The sequence below is a fragment of the Microbacterium sp. UFMG61 genome, assembly GCF_015354505.1.
Lineage (GTDB): Bacteria > Actinomycetota > Actinomycetes > Actinomycetales > Microbacteriaceae > Microbacterium.
Genome location: NZ_JACAFP010000003.1, coordinates 133,804 through 150,363, shown reverse-complemented (window position 1 = coordinate 150,363; position 16,560 = coordinate 133,804). Strand labels below are relative to the sequence as shown.

At 68.1% G+C, this 16,560-nt stretch carries 15 protein-coding genes; 6 read left to right on the top strand and 9 right to left on the bottom strand.

Annotation, left to right across the window (positions count from 1 at the left end; genetic code table 11):
• Positions 1 to 26: 26 nt before the first annotated feature.
• Positions 27 to 797: a type I methionyl aminopeptidase gene (gene map / locus IXW21_RS04445; protein ID WP_194763059.1), complete on the bottom strand. Its 771-nt coding sequence runs from the start codon at positions 795 to 797 to the stop codon at positions 27 to 29.
• Positions 798 to 835: 38 nt separating this feature from the next.
• Here map and IXW21_RS04440 point away from each other — a divergent pair, with 38 nt between their 5' ends.
• Together IXW21_RS04440 and IXW21_RS04435 are read left to right on the top strand one after the other, a co-directional pair.
• Positions 836 to 1,111, top strand: coding sequence for a helix-turn-helix domain-containing protein (locus tag IXW21_RS04440; RefSeq protein WP_194763207.1), 276 nt, complete (start codon positions 836 to 838; stop codon positions 1,109 to 1,111).
• Between the two features lies 1 nt (position 1,112).
• The gene (locus IXW21_RS04435) at positions 1,113 to 1,871 is read left to right on the top strand and encodes an SDR family NAD(P)-dependent oxidoreductase (RefSeq protein WP_194763058.1); all 759 of its coding nucleotides are present in this window, start codon (positions 1,113 to 1,115) and stop codon (positions 1,869 to 1,871) included.
• Between the two features lie 20 nt (positions 1,872 to 1,891).
• On the opposite strand, the gene IXW21_RS04430 is transcribed toward IXW21_RS04435, so the two are convergent.
• Complete coding sequence (locus tag IXW21_RS04430) at positions 1,892 to 3,235, bottom strand: HNH endonuclease signature motif containing protein (protein ID WP_194763057.1); 1,344 nt, start codon at positions 3,233 to 3,235, stop codon at positions 1,892 to 1,894.
• Between the two features lie 157 nt (positions 3,236 to 3,392).
• Positions 3,393 to 3,698: an ArsR/SmtB family transcription factor gene (locus IXW21_RS04425; protein WP_194763056.1), complete on the bottom strand. Its 306-nt coding sequence runs from the start codon at positions 3,696 to 3,698 to the stop codon at positions 3,393 to 3,395.
• 94 nt (positions 3,699 to 3,792) lie between these two features.
• On the opposite strand from IXW21_RS04425, the gene IXW21_RS04420 reads away from it, so the two are divergent.
• A complete protein-coding gene (locus tag IXW21_RS04420) occupies positions 3,793 to 5,001 on the top strand; it encodes an MFS transporter (RefSeq protein ID WP_194763055.1) in 1,209 nt (402 codons plus the stop codon).
• A 503-nt stretch (positions 5,002 to 5,504) separates the two neighbouring features.
• On the opposite strand, the gene IXW21_RS04415 is transcribed toward IXW21_RS04420, so the two are convergent.
• From IXW21_RS04415 to IXW21_RS04395, 5 genes are all read right to left on the bottom strand, one after another.
• Complete coding sequence (locus tag IXW21_RS04415) at positions 5,505 to 6,476, bottom strand: hypothetical protein (RefSeq protein ID WP_194763054.1); 972 nt, start codon at positions 6,474 to 6,476, stop codon at positions 5,505 to 5,507.
• A gap of 200 nt (positions 6,477 to 6,676) precedes the next feature.
• Positions 6,677 to 7,546 carry a 3-methyl-2-oxobutanoate hydroxymethyltransferase gene (gene panB, locus IXW21_RS04410; protein ID WP_194763053.1) on the bottom strand — a complete coding sequence of 290 codons (870 nt, stop codon included), beginning with the start codon at positions 7,544 to 7,546 and terminating at the stop codon, positions 6,677 to 6,679.
• Positions 7,543 to 8,397 (bottom strand): pantoate--beta-alanine ligase, encoded by an 855-nt coding sequence (panC, locus tag IXW21_RS04405; RefSeq protein ID WP_194763052.1) that lies wholly within the window; start codon positions 8,395 to 8,397, stop codon positions 7,543 to 7,545. Before panC ends, panB begins: the two co-directional genes overlap by 4 nt.
• Positions 8,394 to 9,134: a Rossmann-like and DUF2520 domain-containing protein gene (locus IXW21_RS04400; protein WP_194763051.1), complete on the bottom strand. Its 741-nt coding sequence runs from the start codon at positions 9,132 to 9,134 to the stop codon at positions 8,394 to 8,396. The genes panC and IXW21_RS04400 overlap by 4 nt, the downstream gene beginning before the upstream one ends.
• A 135-nt stretch (positions 9,135 to 9,269) precedes the next feature.
• Positions 9,270 to 10,535, bottom strand: coding sequence for a hypothetical protein (locus tag IXW21_RS04395; RefSeq protein ID WP_194763050.1), 1,266 nt, complete (start codon positions 10,533 to 10,535; stop codon positions 9,270 to 9,272).
• A 180-nt stretch (positions 10,536 to 10,715) separates the two neighbouring features.
• On the opposite strand from IXW21_RS04395, the gene IXW21_RS04390 reads away from it, so the two are divergent.
• Together IXW21_RS04390 and IXW21_RS04385 are read left to right on the top strand one after the other, a co-directional pair.
• Positions 10,716 to 11,789 carry a hypothetical protein gene (locus IXW21_RS04390; protein WP_194763049.1) on the top strand — a complete coding sequence of 358 codons (1,074 nt, stop codon included), beginning with the start codon at positions 10,716 to 10,718 and terminating at the stop codon, positions 11,787 to 11,789.
• Between the two features lie 85 nt (positions 11,790 to 11,874).
• Positions 11,875 to 13,371: a SulP family inorganic anion transporter gene (locus tag IXW21_RS04385; protein WP_194763048.1), complete on the top strand. Its 1,497-nt coding sequence runs from the start codon at positions 11,875 to 11,877 to the stop codon at positions 13,369 to 13,371.
• 208 nt (positions 13,372 to 13,579) lie between these two features.
• Here IXW21_RS04385 and IXW21_RS04380 read toward each other — a convergent pair whose 3' ends face one another.
• Entirely contained in the window at positions 13,580 to 14,098 is a 519-nt protein-coding gene (locus IXW21_RS04380; RefSeq protein WP_194763047.1) for a hypothetical protein, read from the bottom strand.
• Positions 14,099 to 14,260: 162 nt separating this feature from the next.
• Here IXW21_RS04380 and IXW21_RS04375 point away from each other — a divergent pair, with 162 nt between their 5' ends.
• Positions 14,261 to 16,225 (top strand): glycoside hydrolase family 127 protein, encoded by a 1,965-nt coding sequence (locus tag IXW21_RS04375; protein ID WP_194763046.1) that lies wholly within the window; start codon positions 14,261 to 14,263, stop codon positions 16,223 to 16,225.
• The last annotated feature ends 335 nt before the right edge of the window (positions 16,226 to 16,560 follow it).

Sequence of the window (16,560 nt, the reverse complement as noted above, 5' to 3'; positions counted from 1 at the left end):
TCACGATCAGCGCGGCAGCGTCAGGATCAGCGCGGCAGCGTCAGGATCTCCGCGCCGTCTTCGGTGATCGCGATCGTGTGCTCGGTGTGCGCCGTGCGGCATCCGGTCGCGCTGCGGAGCGTCCACCCGTCGGCATCGGTCACGAGCTCGTCGGTGTCGGCCATGACCCAGGGTTCGAGCGCCAGCACGAGTCCGGGCCGCAACCGGTAGCCCCGCCCCGCGCGCCCGTCGTTCGCGACATGCGGATCCTGATGCATCGTCGACCCGATGCCGTGCCCGCCGAACTCGAGGTTGATCGGGTACCCGGCCGCCGACAGCACAGTCCCGATCGCGTGCGAGAGGTCTCCGATGCGGGCACCCGGCCGTGCGGCCGCGATCGCCGCCGCCAGCGCCCGCTCCGTCGCGGCGATCATCGCGAGGTCTTCTGCGGCAGGATGCGACCCGACCACGAAACTGATCGCCGCGTCCGCCGCGACGCCCTGCAGCGTCACGGCGAGATCGAGCGTCAGCAGATCGCCGTCTGCGAGGACGTAGTCGTGCGGCATCCCGTGCAGCACCGCGTCGTTCACCGCCGTGCACACGTAGTGGCCGAACGGTCCGCGCCCGAACGACGGCGCGTAATCGACGTAGCAGGACTCGGCCCCCGCGTTCTCGATGAGCTGCTTCGTCCACCGATCGAGGTCGAGCAGGTTCACCCCGACGACAGCCCGCCGCTTGAGGTTCTGGAGTATCGAGCCGACCAGCGCACCCGTCTCACGTGCTCTGTGGAGTTGTTCCGTGGTGAGGATTTCGATCATGACCGGTAATACTATCCCGGTATTAGTATGGGCACATGATGGTTCGTCTTCCGCTCACCCCCGCCGATGTCGAACGCGGCGAGCGCCTGGGCGCCCTGTTGCGTCGGGCGCGTGGTTCACGGTCGATGCTGAGCGTGGCCCTCGATGCCGGCATCTCGCCCGAAACTCTGCGCAAGATCGAGTCGGGCCGCGTCGCCACTCCGTCGTTCTCGACCATCGCCGCCGTCGCCGGGGTACTGCATCTCTCACTGGACTCCGTCTGGGCCGAGATCGAGCCTCCGCGCTCCGACGGTCGCACGCAGGTCGCGTCCTGACATGGCGACCGCCCTCGTCACCGGAAGCTCGCGCGGCATCGGCCGCGCCATCGCCCAGACTCTCGCCCGGCATGGAGATCGCGTGGCCGTGCACTGCAGCTCCGATCTCGCAGCCGCCGAGGAGACGCTGGCGTCTCTCGCGGGTACCGGGCACGCGCTGGTGGTCGGCGATCTGAGCGACCCCGCCGCAGCGGAGCAGATCGTCGACAGCGCCGTCAGCACCCTCGGATCCATAGACATTCTGGTCAACAACGCCGCGATCGCACCGAGCAGCGCCAACGCGCACCGCATCGACACGACCACGTATGCGCACTGGCAGGAATCGTGGTCGCGCATGGTGTCGGTGAATCTGATCGGCACGTCGAACCTGACGATGCTCGTCGCCCAGCAGATGGTCGCCCAGGGCAGGGGCGGAGCGATCGTCAACATCGGTTCGCGCGGAGCATTCCGCGGTGAAGCCGAGCATCCCGCGTACGCAGCCACGAAGGCCGGGCTGCAGGCGCTCGGCCAGTCCTTGGCTCTGACACTCGCGCCGCACGGCATCGCGGTCACATCCGTGGCCCCCGGGATGATCGCGACCGAACGACAGGCCGAGAAGCTCGCCGGCGCTCAGGGCGAGAGCATCCGAGGCCAGAGCCCCTTCGGCCGTGTGGGAACCGCCTCCGAGGTCGCCGACGCCGTCGCCTATCTGACGTCGCCGGGCGCCGTCTGGGCATCGGGCGCCGTTCTCGACCTCAACGGCGCCTCGTATCTCCGCTGAGCACACGACATCGACGGCGCTCATGCGGCCACATCGAATCGGGCCCTACCGCCCAGCCGGGGCCGGCGCTCCGCGTCGACGTAGGCAGGCGGAAGGAACCACACCTTCGCCGCGACACCCACTCCGTCGATGCGGATCTCCCAGCCGTTGTCATGGATCCGGTGATGGCAGGTCTCGCACAGCAGCAGGCCGTTCGACAGATCGGTCGACCCCGCGTCTCGACTCCACCACCTGATGTGATGCGCCTTCGTCATCTCGGGCGGAAGCCCGCACATCGCGCATCCGCCGTCGCGTTCGACGAGGGCCAGTCGTTGGGCTTTCGTGAAGAGCCGTTTCTCGCGGCCCCAGTCGAGGATCTGACTGTCACCGCCGAGCACACAGGGTATAATCCCACCGCTCGCCGCCATCCTGCGCGCGGCACCGATGCTGATCTTCTGACCGATACCGTCGATCTCGGCCGTTCCGCACCCGGACTGCAGGTCATCGAGGGTCACGCGCACGACGACGGTGGCGCCGGCCAGCGGCATCCGCTCATCCCGACAGCCGAGAACGTGTGCGCAGAACAGTGCCAGCGCGTCGGCCTGAAGCATCGCCACACTGCGACGATCGGCATCCGGCGACTCAGCAGCCGGCTCGTCCTTGCGCGCTGCGAAGGCGGCCGTGACGTACCCGCGGATCGCCGCCACGAGGGGTGCGGCAGCCTCGGGGTGGAATCGCCCGTTGAGATGCACCATGCCGTCACGCTCGAAGATCGTCAACGATCGCCGCGACCGTCGCTCCTCGTCGCGAGGTGCGCTGCCGTCGGGGTCGAGCCACCCCTCCGCCCGATCGACGATCGTGCGCACGTCATCGAGCGGCAGGTCGACAGCCGCGTCGACGAGGGTCTTCTCGGCTTCGGCGACCTTCTGTGTGCCGACCGCGACCCGGCACCGCTCGAGAAGCGCAAGAATCAGCGCCGCAGCCTGCACGCTGAGCCGCCCGCAGAGCAGAGCCGCGCGCACGAGGGGATACCGAGCCGGCAACGGCGATCCGAGCAGATCAGCGCGCGGCGCAGTCGCCTCGCCGACCCTGATCACTCTCGAGGCCTCAGCGAACGAGATGCCGGTCGTCGATGAGATCAGCCTGGCGGCCGAACGATACCCCTGCTGCTTCGCGAGGCCACCGGCACCGAGTTCAGCGCGCGACTCCGAGGCGATGCGCGCGGCGACGTCGATGTGCACGGCATCCAACTGCCGCTTCATCGCATCGATCGCGGTGTTCATCGCCAGCAACTGCTCGCGGGAGAGACCTGACGCCGAGCTGGAATCCGCCCACACCTCATCGAGGCGGGACATCGCCTCGTGCAGACCGACCAACTTCGACATATCTCGATTTTACCCGCGTACACGCCGAGTTTCGAAGATATGTACTAATGGATTCCGGAACTTCGGGATGCCCCGAGAAAGGCCGCGAACACGGGAGCACGCGAGCACGCGAACACGCGAACACGCGAGCACGCGAGCACGCGAGAACGATGCCGACCTACCCCCGGAGCACCGACTCCAGAAGTCCGGGGAACAGCGAATCCAGGTCGTCGCGACGCAGCGTGAGCATCCGCCTCCGCCCGTTCGGCTCGTTGCGGATCACGCCCGCCTCGCGCAGCACCTTCATGAAGTGGGACTTGGTCGACTTCGGCAGATTCGGATCGGTGGCATGGCACTCGGCCATATCGAGCGGACCGTCCGCGAGCTGCCTCGTGATCGCCAGCCGCTCGGGGTCACTGAGCGCGAAGAGCACGTCTGTCAGCTGGATCTCGGAGCGATCCGGGTGCGGGAGGTCGCCTGGCATGGTTCGAGAATAGTTGAACAATCGCGCGAAGGCGAGTACGCTCCAACAGTTCGATGATTATCGAACTCAGGCATCCCCGACATCAGGAGCACGCATGACGCTGACCGCCCCGACACCCGTCGCGACAGCATCCGTCCGCCGCTCGCGCTTCGGATTCGCCCTCGCGATCGTGGCCCAGATCGCGATGATGGTCGGCGCGAGCGCTCCATCGCCGTTCTATCCCGTGCTCGCCGCCGAGATCGGGTTCGACTCGATCGTGATCAGCGCGATCTTCGCCGTCTACGCGATCGCACTCCTCCTCGCCCTGCTCAGCGCGGGATCGCTCTCCGACCACATCGGCCGCCGCCCGGTCGCGATCGCCGGGTTCCTGCTTCTCACCACGAGCATGATTCTGTTCTGGCATGCTGACACTGTGGCGACCCTCGTGCTCGCGCGCATCCTGCAGGGGGCGGCGAGCGGCGTGCTCATCTCGACCCTGTCGGCGACGGCGCTCGATCTCGCCCCCGAAGGAAAAGCCCGCGTCGCCGCACTCTGGAACGCCCTGAGCCCCGGAATCGGCCTCGGACTCGGTGCGATCCTCGCCGGCATCGCCCTCGATCTCACGGGCGAACCGCTGCTCGACGTGTTCGCACCTCTGACCGCGATCTACCTGGTGCTCGCCGGCCTGTTCCTTCTCGCCCCCGAGACGGCGCCGCGGCGACCCGGTGCGTGGGCATCCCTGCGATTCCGGCTCTCGATCCCCGGCAGCGTGCGCGGCGACTTCTGGCGCGGCGCTCCCGCCGTGATCGCCGGCTGGGCGACCGGAGGACTGTTCCTGTCGCTCGGCGCCACCATCGTGCACACCGAGCTCGGCGGTGAGGCGCACTCGTGGCAGGGCCTCGCGGTCGGGATGCTCGCCGGCGTCGGCGCGATCACGGCGTTCATCATGCGCCACCGCAGCCCTCGCACGACGGTGATCTTCGGCACCGCCGCCCTCGCGGTCGGCACCGCCCTCTCGCTCGTCGCCCTGAGCGCGGCGTCACTCCCCTTCTACCTCGCGGCGACCGCCGTCACCGGCATGGGCTTCGGCACCGCGTTCTCGGGCGTCGTCGCCTCGCTCGCCCCGCGGATTCCCGCCACGGAACGCGCCGACACATTCGCGGTGATCTACGTGCTCGCCTACTCGGCATTCGGCGTGCCGACGGTCATCGCCGGCACCCTCGTCGGACCCCTCGGGCTCGAGACCGTGTGCGTCGGCTACGGCGCGGTCGTCATCGTGCTCGCGCTGATCGCACTCGTGCTGCGGGTGCACCGAGCGCAGTAGCGCGCGGGGCTCGCGGGCGGGGTCTCGGTGATGGGCGGGGCCTCGGTGATGGGCGGCGAGCTCCGCGATGGGCGGATGCTGACGCCACAGAGTTCCGCCCGACAGGGAGAAGGCCTCCCACGCGCTGGCGCCCGCGGCGGCCACCGCGATCGGCGGGGACCCCCGTGATGGGCGGGGCCCCGGTGATGGGCGGGGCCTCGGTGATGGGCGGCGAACTCCGCGATGGGCGGATGCTGACGCCCCAGAGTTCCGCCCGACAGGGAGAAGGCCTCCCACGCGCTGGCGCCCGCGGCGGCCACCGCGATCGGCGGGGACCCCCGTGATGGGCGGGGCCCCGGTGATGGGCGGGGCCTCGGTGATGGGCGGCGAACTCCGCGATGGGCGGATGCTGACGGCTCAGAGTTCCGCCCAATAGGGGGAAGGCCGCCCCACACGGAGGAGCCGACGGCGGCCGACGGCGGCCGACGGCAGTCGAGACCGAGGAAGAGCGAGGCGCCCGACGCTCAACCACCCGCGGGTGCGGGCGGCTGCATTCCGACGTCGGCCAGCCCCACGAAGGCGCCGCTCGCGAAGAAGATCGCGATGGCGACCATGAGCAGGATCATCCACAGATCCGCGATCGTGAGCCGCCTGTGCTGTTCCGCTCGCTTCGCCGCCCATCGACTGCCCACGCCGAACAGGAACCCCAGGTAGACGTACCAGTCGTAGAGGCGCGACCATACGAGCAGCATCACCATGAAGGAGACGACGAAAGCCCCGAACAGCGAGATCAGGAAGATCATCTGCCCGGCCGAGAAGGCGATCTCCACGAAGGCTCCGACCGGGGCGAGGATGTGGCGCTGCACCCATTCGAGCGGTCCCGGCGTGATCGGTGAGTGCGCGACCTCGACGGCCATCTGCGCACGCAGCGTCTCGAGCGTCGCTCCCTCGTGCTCGGAGGAGAACACCGCGACCCACGTCCAGATCACGGCGATGATGGCCAGGACGGCCTCGGTCAGAACGATGGCCGCTCCGCGTCCCCACAGCTGCCATCGCACCGCGCGCACGACACTCAGCACCGCGGTCACGGCGAACCCCACCCCGGCCCCGAGCGAGAACCAGCTCACGATCGGGTAGTAGTTGGCGAACAGCGCGGCTGCGGCGGCGAACGCGACGACGATCAGCCAGATGCTGTCGTCGGGTACTCCGCCGCGCGCAGCATCCTTCATCCCTCCGGACTCGCGGATGTGGTTGATGACGATGCTGCGATTGTCGATCCTGTGGTCGCTGTTGTCGACGCGGCGGCTGTTGTCGATCGTCACACCCTCGAGCGACGAACCGGTGAAGATGGGCACACCACCATCGTCGACACCCGACCCGTCATGCCCGCGACGGCGCCGGACGAGCTGCACGATCGGCGGAATCGCGGCGACGGCGCCGCCTACGATGAATGCCGAGACACTCTGGATCGTGATCTCGGTGAAGATATCGGCCACTGCAGGACTCGCCTTCCGCCCTGCGGTCGCGGGGCCTCACGGCGGACGATATCGAGGCCCGTTCCCCCGACGTGCGGTATCTCGGAATGCCTTGCGGGCTCGTGCGGATGCCACAGTGGATGCCTGCGGCGCGACCTGCCCCGGATAGCACCAACCGCAACCGGGACCCCGGGCACCGCCCGCGCCCGACGGCACGGAAGCTAGCGCGCCGCGAGCATCTCCCGCAGCCGTGTGGCCTCGTCATCGGGCATGCCATACCCGTGCTCGGGTGCCGGGTACGCCCCCGAGCGCACCTCCGAGGCGTAGGCCGAGACACCGTCCACGGACACGCCTCGTACGTCGGCATAGCGCTTGACGAACTTCGCGGCGGGGCCATCGTAGATTCCGAGCAGGTCGTGGAAGACGAGCACCTGGCCGTCGGCATCCGGACCCGCTCCGATGCCGATGGTCGGAATCCGCAGCAGCGGAGCGAGCGCCGCCATGACCTGCGAGGGCACCGCTTCGACCACGATCAACGAGACTCCGGCGTCCTGCAGGGCGAGGGCGTCGTCGATCACGGCGAGCGCCGCCTCGGCGGTGCGGCCCTGGGCGCGGTATCCGCCGAGTGCGGTGGCGGTCTGCGGTGTGAGGCCGACGTGACCCACGACCGGGATGCCGGCGTTCACCAGGGCACGTGCACGCTCGACGGTCGTTCCCCCGCGCTCGATCTTGACGAGGTCGACCCCCGCCTCTTTGACGAAGCGCTGCGCGGTCGCGATGGCCAGCTCGTCGGAGGCCTCGTACGATCCGAACGGCAGGTCGCCCACGAGCAGAGCCCTCGTGAGCCCGCGGCGCGCCGCCCGGGTGAGCATGAGCATCTCGTCGGTCGTGACGGGCACGGTGCTGTCGTAGCCGAGCACGGTCATCGCGCCGGAATCGCCGACGAGCACCATGTCGACACCGGCCTCATCGGCGATCTGCACACTGGGGTAGTCGTACGCCGTGACCATGACGATCGGTTCGCCGGACGCTTTCTTCTTCGCGATGTCGCCGAGCGTCAGGCGGGTGGTCGGTGCGGCGTGGGCGCTCATGAGGCGACCCCTCTCAGCAGGTGGTTGTCGATCAGACGGGCGGCGCCGACGCGGGCGGCCACCAGCAGAAGTGCATCACGCTCGACCGCGTCCACGGGCTGCAACGTCTCGGCATCCCGGAGTTCCAGGTACTCGACATCGATCGACGCGTCCGCGAGCACCCGGTCGGCAGCAGCGCGGATGCTCTCGCCATCGTTCTGTCCGGAGGCGAGGACTGCCTCCGCAGCATCGATCGACCGATTCAGCGCGGATGCCTGCGCGCGAGCATCCGCGTCGAGATAGACATTGCGTGAGCTCATGGCGAGGCCGTCGGGCTCGCGCACGATCGGGCACGCCTCGATGCGCACGTCGAGGTCGAGGTCGCGCACGACCCGACGCACCACGAGCACCTGCTGGGCATCCTTCTGGCCGAAGTAGGCCACGTCGGGCGTCACGATGCCGAACAGCTTGGTGACGACCGTGGCGACGCCGTCGAAGTGATGGGCGCCGCGGATGGCACCGTCGAGCACCTCGGTGATTCCCGCGACGTGGATGTTCGTGGCGAAGCCGTCGGGGTAGATCTCGGCGGCGGCCGGCGCGAACAGGATGTCGACGCCCTCGACTTCGGCGAGCGCCGCGTCGCGGGCCTCATCGCGCGGATACGTGCTGAGGTCTTCGTTCGCGCCGAACTGGGTCGGGTTCACGAACAGAGAGACGACGACAAGATCGCTCTCGGCGCGGGCCTGTCGCATGAGCGACAAGTGTCCCTCGTGGAAGGCGCCCATGGTCGGCACGAGGCCGACGGTCTCGCCCTCGGCGCGGGCTGCGCGAACCGCCGCGCGCACCTCGGCGATCGTTCGCAGTATCTTCATGCGCGTCTCTCCTCGGAGGAAGTACCCGGGTGGGCGATGTCTCGAGTCGCTGCGGCGAGCGCGTCGAACAGGTCGGTGAACTCTGCGGATGCCGCGCGCTGCCGCGCGACGGTGTCTTCGTCTCCGCGGACGATGGGCCCGGTGAGTGCAGCCGCCGCCCCGGATGCGGTCCAGTTCTCGACCGTCTGCCGCACGAGCGGAGCCAAGTGCGCACGGTGCACCCCGACCGGGGCCGCGAGCCGCTCTGCCGCGTCGAGCACGGTGAGAACGAAGTTCGAGGCGAACGATGCGGCGGCGTGATACTCCGCGCGGTGGTCGTCGTCGACGCGGAACGGGTGCGCACCGAGCGCCGTCGCGAGCTCCTCGGCGACCGCCAGCGCCTCGGGGGTGCGTCCGTCGACGGCGACACCGATACCCCGGAAGACCACCGGCGCCTCACGACCGGTGAACGTCTGCAGCGGATGGATGCTGAAGTCGACGTCCGCGAGCGGTGTCGCCCCCGAGACATGGCCGACGAGCTGAACATGAGGCCTGACGGCGAAGGCCACGGCAGGAATCGCGGCATCCGGAACGCAGAGCAGCGCGATGTCGGCATCCGGAACCCGGTCGTCCCGACGAAGCGGTCCGATGACGACGAAGCCCGCCGTGCGGAGCGCACGTGCGAGTACGCCGCCGAGACGTCCGGCGCCGACGATGGCGATGGTCGTTTCAGGGGCGAGAGAAGGGGTGCTGTGCATGTCGATTCCTCCGCCCGGTAGGGCGTGGATGGGTCGAGTATCCGCCCGAGTCGGCGTGTGAGCAAAATCTGAGAACAGAAAGACAAGTCCGATTGAAATACTTGTTGGCATAAAAGATTGAGAAACCTGAGCGTATTACGCATAGTGATGACGGGCGAATCCTGACACCAATGCGAGCCGAGCCACCTCCCGCATCGCAGGAGTGACGAAGCCGTGTGCGTCAGCCGCCGACAGCAGGCCGAGCTGGGCGGCGATCTCACCCCCCACGCCCGCAGCTCGCGAGCGCGCGGGCCTCGCCCACGGCGACTCCCCGTCGTCGAGCTCGACCCGCACGTCCGATTCGACAAGCGCTCGGGAGCCTTCGATCACGAGATCCGGAAGACCATCGAGATGCACCGCGCTCCCATCCGCGATCGCAAGCAGAGCGATCGCCTCTTCGGCCTGCACGCGAGTGGATCTGAAGTCATGCCACCCTGACTCGGTGGCCATGATCATCGCCGCGAGCCGATCGAGTGTGAGCGGCGAGGGGACGCGCACCTTCCGCGCGAGAGCCGTCATGACGACCTTCCCTCTAAAGCGGCGGATCAGCTTCGCCCGCCGGGCGAAGGAGACCAGCCTGTCCCCTCGCTCCCGCGCCTCTGCGGCCGTTGCGTCCCAGCCGAGCGAATGCACGAGCCGACCGATCTCGGCCATCGGAATCCACCCCTTCTCCGCGTCTTGCTCCATCCCGTCGGCGCCGAGCATGTCGAGAAGCCGGGTGAGCGGCACCAAGGCCGACTCCGCCTCGCGCAGATCCGGCGCGGCGGTGCGCAGCAGGTCGGTCTCGTCGATGTGGGCAAGCAGCGCCAGCCGTCGCGCGGGGGTCACCAGTGCTGCGAGGGTCGCGATCGGCGACGGCATCGGCAGCCGGGGGTCGACGAACCACAGATCGCTGTCGTCGAAGTACGGTTGCACCACACCGTGACGGCGCAGCAGCTCCCGGTTCACGTCGTCCTCACGGAACGGCGCCTGCCCGGTCAGCCACCCGGATGACGGCCCCGTAGCCGGCGGGTCCGAGGCATCCGACAGGGAAGAAACCGAGAGCCACGGTGTGCCGATCGGCGGAGTGTCGATCGTTCGGATGAGGACAGCCGGCTCGTGAGGCAGTCCTGGGATCTCGTCGGATCCGGGGACCGAGGGCCACGGATACGCGTAGGCCTCTTCGTGGTGACAGTGGTCGATGCCGTCGTGGTCAGAGTTCTCGTGAGGCTCGAGTCCGAGGCTCAGCCGGTAGGCCTCGACGATCCAGCCTCGTGGTGAATGGGCGGGCAGCTCGATCGCGCGATCAAGGTCGGGATGTCCGCCGACCGTGAGCTCGACGCGCATGAAGGTGGGCATTCGGACAGGAATCTGAATCGTCATGCGAGCGAGGCTATGAACCGGCGCGGACGCTTTCAGACGCGCGGCCCAGCAGCTGTGGACGAGAGAGATGAGAAAGATCGGCGTGCAGAAGACCGGCTCATGACTCGTATGCCGGAATGGGCTTGCACTCCCCCTCGACTCGCCGACCGCATTGTCGATCGCCACTGGTAGTCAAGGTGCATGAGCGCCTCCCCGATACCGTCCATCCTCCGCCGGAGCACGTCATGGTTCTTCCTCGCCGGCGCGGGCAACATCGCCATCCTGTTCGCGGTCTTCATCATCGGCATGCCTCCCTTGAGCGGGCCCTACGCGGAATCGCTGCAGGTGATATCCACGTTCGCGATGCCCATGTATGCGCCGGAGCTTCTGATCTTCACGTCGATTCCCGCGCTTCTCAGCGGCCTGCGGGCGGACGGCGCGAGCGGTTCCGAAAGAGACGAAGCCGTTCGACTCATCGCGTGGGCCGTTCGCGTCGCACTCACGTTCGTGCTGATGTTCGCGGTGCCGGTCGTGGCCGTGACACCGGAAATGCTGTCGACCGTGCTCTTCGCAGTGCTTCTCGCTTTCGTGACGTTCGTGCTCGCCGAGAGGTTGGACCCGCCGGTTCCGGCGTCGATCGAGATGCGGATCATGAAGGCCGACAGGGATCTCGCGCTGCGGGAATCGAGAGCAACCGAAGCGCTCGGCCGCAATTGGCACGAGGACACGACCCGATGGTGGTGGGCGATCATCGCCCTGTTCATTCTTGCTCCTGTCGCCGTGCAGACCATCGCCGGCACGGTTGTGGCCGTCTTCTTGTGGGGCCCCCAGTTCGCACTCTCCGGCGAGTGGATCGTGGTGCCCCTTCTCACCTCGTACGGGTCGGTCATCTTGACGTTCGCGTGGCTCTCGACCGCTGACAAGACCGATTCACCGCAGGCGCGGGCATGGCGCGGAACAGCGTTCGCCGCCCTGGCGGGAATTGCGAGCGTCATATTCGCGGCGGTCTTCTTCGTCGCGAGGGGCGACAGCGCGCCGATCGGCATGGTCATCCTCACGACCACCGCACTTCATGGTGCGGCGCTGTGGATTCGGACGGATTGGTGGGGACGACGACTCTTGCACCGGGTGTCCGCCACGCTCACGTCACGTCGCCTCGAACGGCTCACGCGCGGGTACGCGGCGGTCTACCTCGCGTGGGACGATGATCAGTCTGCGAAGGACGCCGACAGCGCACCGACTTCACGCTGGCACCTGTTCCGCCGTCGGGGCTGAGAGACGTGAGCGCATCCGCCCCCCGCATCCGCTCTAGGCTGGAACGTCGGCCTCACTCCCAGGCCGCGTTCTCTGGAGCATCCCCATGTCAGCATCCGCGGTCGATGATCGTGCCCGCTATCGGGCGAAACCGTCTGTCCTCGACGCGCTGAAGAGTCCCCGGATGCTGACGCGCGAGGTGCTCGCGGGTCTCGTCGTGGGTCTCGCGCTGATCCCCGAGGCGATCGCGTTCTCGGTGATCGCGGGCGTGGACCCGAAGGTGGGCCTCTTCTCGTCGTTCATCATGGCGGTGTCGATCGCGTTCCTCGGTGGACGCCCGGCGATGGTGACCGCGGCGACCGGCGCCGTGGCCCTGGTGATCGCACCGGTCGCGCCGACGTACGGGATGGACTACTTCATCGCGACGGTGATTCTCGCGGGCATCTTCCAGGTGATCCTCGGGGTGCTGGGCGTCGCGAAGCTGATGCGGTTCATCCCCCGCAGCGTCATGGTCGGCTTCGTGAACGCGCTGGCGATCTTCGTGTTCAGCTCGCAGTTCCCGCAGCTCATCGACGTGCCGTGGCTGGTGTATCCGCTGGTCGCGCTGGGAATCGTCGTCATGATCGTGATGCCGAGGATCACGAAGATCGTGCCCGCTCCGCTCGTCTCGGTCATCATCGTGACGGCCGTCGTGCTGACGATGGGCCTCACCGTGCCGACCGTCGGCGATCAGGGCGAGCTGCCCCAGAGCCTTCCCTCGCTGTTCCTGCCCGACATCCCGTGGACGTGGGAGACATTCGGCATCATCGCGCCGTTCGCACTCGGCGTCGCCCTGGTCGGACTCATGGAGTCGCTGCTCACCGCGAAGCTCGTCGACGAGATCACCGACACCCACTCGAACAAGACTCGGGAGTCGTGGGCGCAGGGCGTCGCGAACATGCTGTCGGGCTTCTTCGGCGGCATGGGCGGATGCGCGGTGATCGGCCAGACCATGATCGGCGTGAAGGCATCCGGCGCCCGCACCCGCATCTCGACGTTCTGTGCCGGTATCTTCCTGTTCCTGCTGGTCGTGGTGTTCGGCGACTTCGTCAGCACGATCCCGATGGCAGCCCTCGTCGCCGTGATGATCATGGTCGCGATCGGAGCCTTCGACTGGCACAGCGTCAAGCCCTCGACACTCAAGCGGATGCCGAAGAGCGAGACGTTCGTGATGATCGCGACCGTGGTTCTCGTGCTGCTGACGCACAACCTCGCGGTCGGCGTCGTCGGCGGGGTGCTCGTCGCCTCGGTGCTGTTCGTGCGGCGGGTGGCGCACTTCGTGTCGGTGTCTCGCACTGTTGCCGGTGATTCCGTCACGTACGCCGTGACCGGTGAGCTGTTCTTCGCCTCGAGCAACGACCTGACGACGCTGTTCTCGTATTCGGACGACCCCGAAGAGGTCGTCATCGACCTGACCGGATCGCACATCTGGGATGCCTCGACGGTCGCCGCGCTGGATGCGATCGAGACGAAGTACGCCACCCTCGGGAAGACCGTCGAGATCGTCGGGATGAATGAGAGCAGCCAGCGGATGCGGGGGCGGCTGACCGGCGGGTTCGAGTAAGGCGCGTCCAGTGCCCCGAGACCGACCTTCCGTCATGAGACCCACGTGCACGACGTGGGTCTCATGACGGAACGTGGGTTTCGCCGGATGCCAGGCATCCCAGCGCCCCGAGACCGACCTTTCGGGGTGAGACCCACGTGCACGACGTGGGTCTCATGACGGAACGTGGGTTTCGCCACGAGACCGCGCCCCGAACCAGCGCACGCCCTCAGACCGGCTGCGCCACGAGGATGCCGGTCTCGTCACGCGTCCAGTTCAGGTTCGAACTGTCGCGGAACCACATGCCGGCGATGTATCGCTTCTTGGACTTCGCCAGGGGTCGGATCTCATCGTCGAAGGATCGGAGTCGAGACGGGTAGTTCCAGGCGAAGGCCTTCACGCTCTCTTCGAGGTAGAAGGATCCAGGCGGCAGGAAGGCCAGCTTGATCGGGGTCCGCTCCACCCCGTTCGCTCCCACCACCCGCACCATCACGTCGTAGATCGCCTGGTCAGACGAGTTCACGACGACCGCACCGTATGCCGCCGCCTCACCGTCGACCATGCGAGCTGCGACCCACGCGAACACTCGGCTCGCCTGCGCCTGCTTCTCGCGAGCGGCGGCGTTCTGGTCGCGTTTCGCCTCGACGGCGAAGAGTCGAGCGGCGTGCTTCGCGCCGACGATGGCCGCGAAGAGAGCGCCGATGGCGGTGAGGGCGGTGACGATGTCTGCGAGGGATCCGAGGTTCACCGGCTCGACGCTAGGTGTGGAGCAGCACTCATCAGCGCCGCCACGTGCGGGTAGCGAAGGAGCATGACGGCATTCTGCTTGGTCTGGTCTGATCGAGGTGGTACAAGTACAATTGCACTCGCGACGAGAGGTGCAGCCCGCGCCTCGGAGAAGAGCCACGACATGCCCGAGACCGACGCGACAGCCCCCTCCCCGGTCGGACTGACCAGGCACGGACTGCGTCGCCCACTGCGCTCCTCTCCTGTGATCGAGCGCGGACTCGTGCACGAGTGGCATCGGCGCAATCGACAGGTCACCCTGCCGCACGGCATCCGGATGCTCGAGGAGTACGGCAACCTCGACAACCTGCGTCGCGTCACCGGCGAGTCCGATGCCGAGTTCCGCGGCATGCTCTTCGCCGACTCCGACATCTACAAGACCCTCGAGGCCGCGGCGTGGGAGCTCGGTCGCGAGGAGGATGCCGACAGCCGGGAGTTCTTCGACCGCACCGTCGCCCTCATCGAGCGAGCACAGCAGGACGACGGCTACCTCGACTCCGCCTATCTGCGCCGCGACGACCGCCGGCCGTGGAGCGACTTCGCCCAGGGCCATGAGCTCTACTGCCTGGGTCACCTGGTCCAGGCAGCGGTCGGCGCGCACCGCGCGATCGGCGACGACCGTCTGCTGCGGATCGCCGAGCGGTTCGTCGACCACGCGGTCGCTCGGCTCGGCGCCGACGATGCGGTCGAGTACTGCGGGCATCCGCTCATCGAGGCGGCCCTCGTCGAGCTGCACCGTACGACCGGCGCCGAGGCGCCTCTCGCGCTGGCCGACGCGTTCGTGCGCCGACGCGGCTCCGGATTCCTCGGCGGAGTGATGTTCGGCGCCGAGTACTACCAGGACGAACAGCCCGCCCTGCAGGCCACCCGCATGCGCGGTCACGCGGTGCGAGCGCTCTACCTGAACCAGGGCATCACCGACCTGTACCTCGAGACCGGCGATCCCGAGATGCTCGACGTGATGCGCACCCAGTGGGACGACCTGGTCTCGCGACGCATGTACGTCACCGGCGGCACGGGAGCCCGCCACGAAGATGAAGCCTTCGGCGAGGCCTTCGAACTGCCACCGGATCGCGCCTACGCCGAGACGTGTGCGGGAGTCGCCCTCTTCGGATGGGCCTGGCGGATGTACCTCGCGACCGGCGAGGCAGGATTCATGGATGCTGCGGAGACGGCGCTCTACAACGTCGTGGCCGCGGGTATCTCGACCCACGGCGACTCGTTCACCTACGTCAATCCGCTGCAGGTGCGCGATGAACGACCCTACGGCGGCCAGGCGCCTGCGGCGCGGCGGCGCTGGTTCAGCTGCGCGTGCTGCCCACCGAACCTGATGCGCACGTTCGCGACTCTCGAGCACCACCTCGCCGCGGAACGCGCGGACGGTCTCGACATCGTGCTCTACGCCTCGGCCACATTGCACGCGCACGGCGCATCGGTCACCATCGACACCGCCTACCCGGCCGACGGACGCGCGCGCATCAGCGTGCAGGGAGATGCCGATGACGGATGCCGACGGCTCGCCCTCCGCGTGCCGGAGTGGGTGTCGGGGCGAGAGGTCAGGCTGCTCCGCAACGGCGAAGCCGTGGATCCTGTCATCGACGGCGGGTGGATCGTGCTCGAGGACGCCCTGGTCGACGGCACCGAGATCGACCTGCAGCTGCCGGTCGAGATCGACATCATCCACCCGCATCCGCGCATCGATGCGGTGCGCGGCACCGTCGCCGTGCGCCGCGGACCGGTCGTCTACTGCGCGGTCGGCGAGGTCGACGATCTGGAGGTCGGGACGGATGCGCTCGCAGAGGCGTCCGTCGCCGAGCCTGTCGGCGCTGCGGCTGTCGGGGCTGCGGGGGCCAGGCGTGCCGAGGGTGCGGGGGCTGGGCGTGCCGAGGGTGCAGAGGACGAGGGCCGAGGGCTGCTCGGGCCGAGGCTCACGGTCGCCGCCCGCAGGCTGCACACCGACCGGGAGGCGCTGTACGCGCGCGACCGCGATGGTGCGGCATCCGAAGATTTCGAGGCCGAGTTGCGTCCGTTCGCCGAGTTCGACGGCGGCACGGCAATGCGGGTCTGGATGCCTTCCTCGACTGTCTGAGCAGTGGGCGGAACGGGGTCGGTGCGAGGCACTGCCTGGAGTGCACTGTGCGGGGCCAAGAACACACCGCGACCACCGATCGACGCCAGGCGGGGTCAAGAACACCCCGGAAACGGCCGTACGCGATGCGAAAACGACCCCGCACGCGGGACGACACCAGGCGGGGCCACAAACACCCCGGAAACGGCCGTACGCGATGCGAAAACGACCCCGCACGCGGGACGACACCGGGCGGGGCCACACACGCACCGAGCCGCCCCGCACCCAGACACCACAGCGGGTGCCGTTCCGAGGATCGGCACCCGCTGTGCGTGTCAGGTCAGAGTCACCGCCGG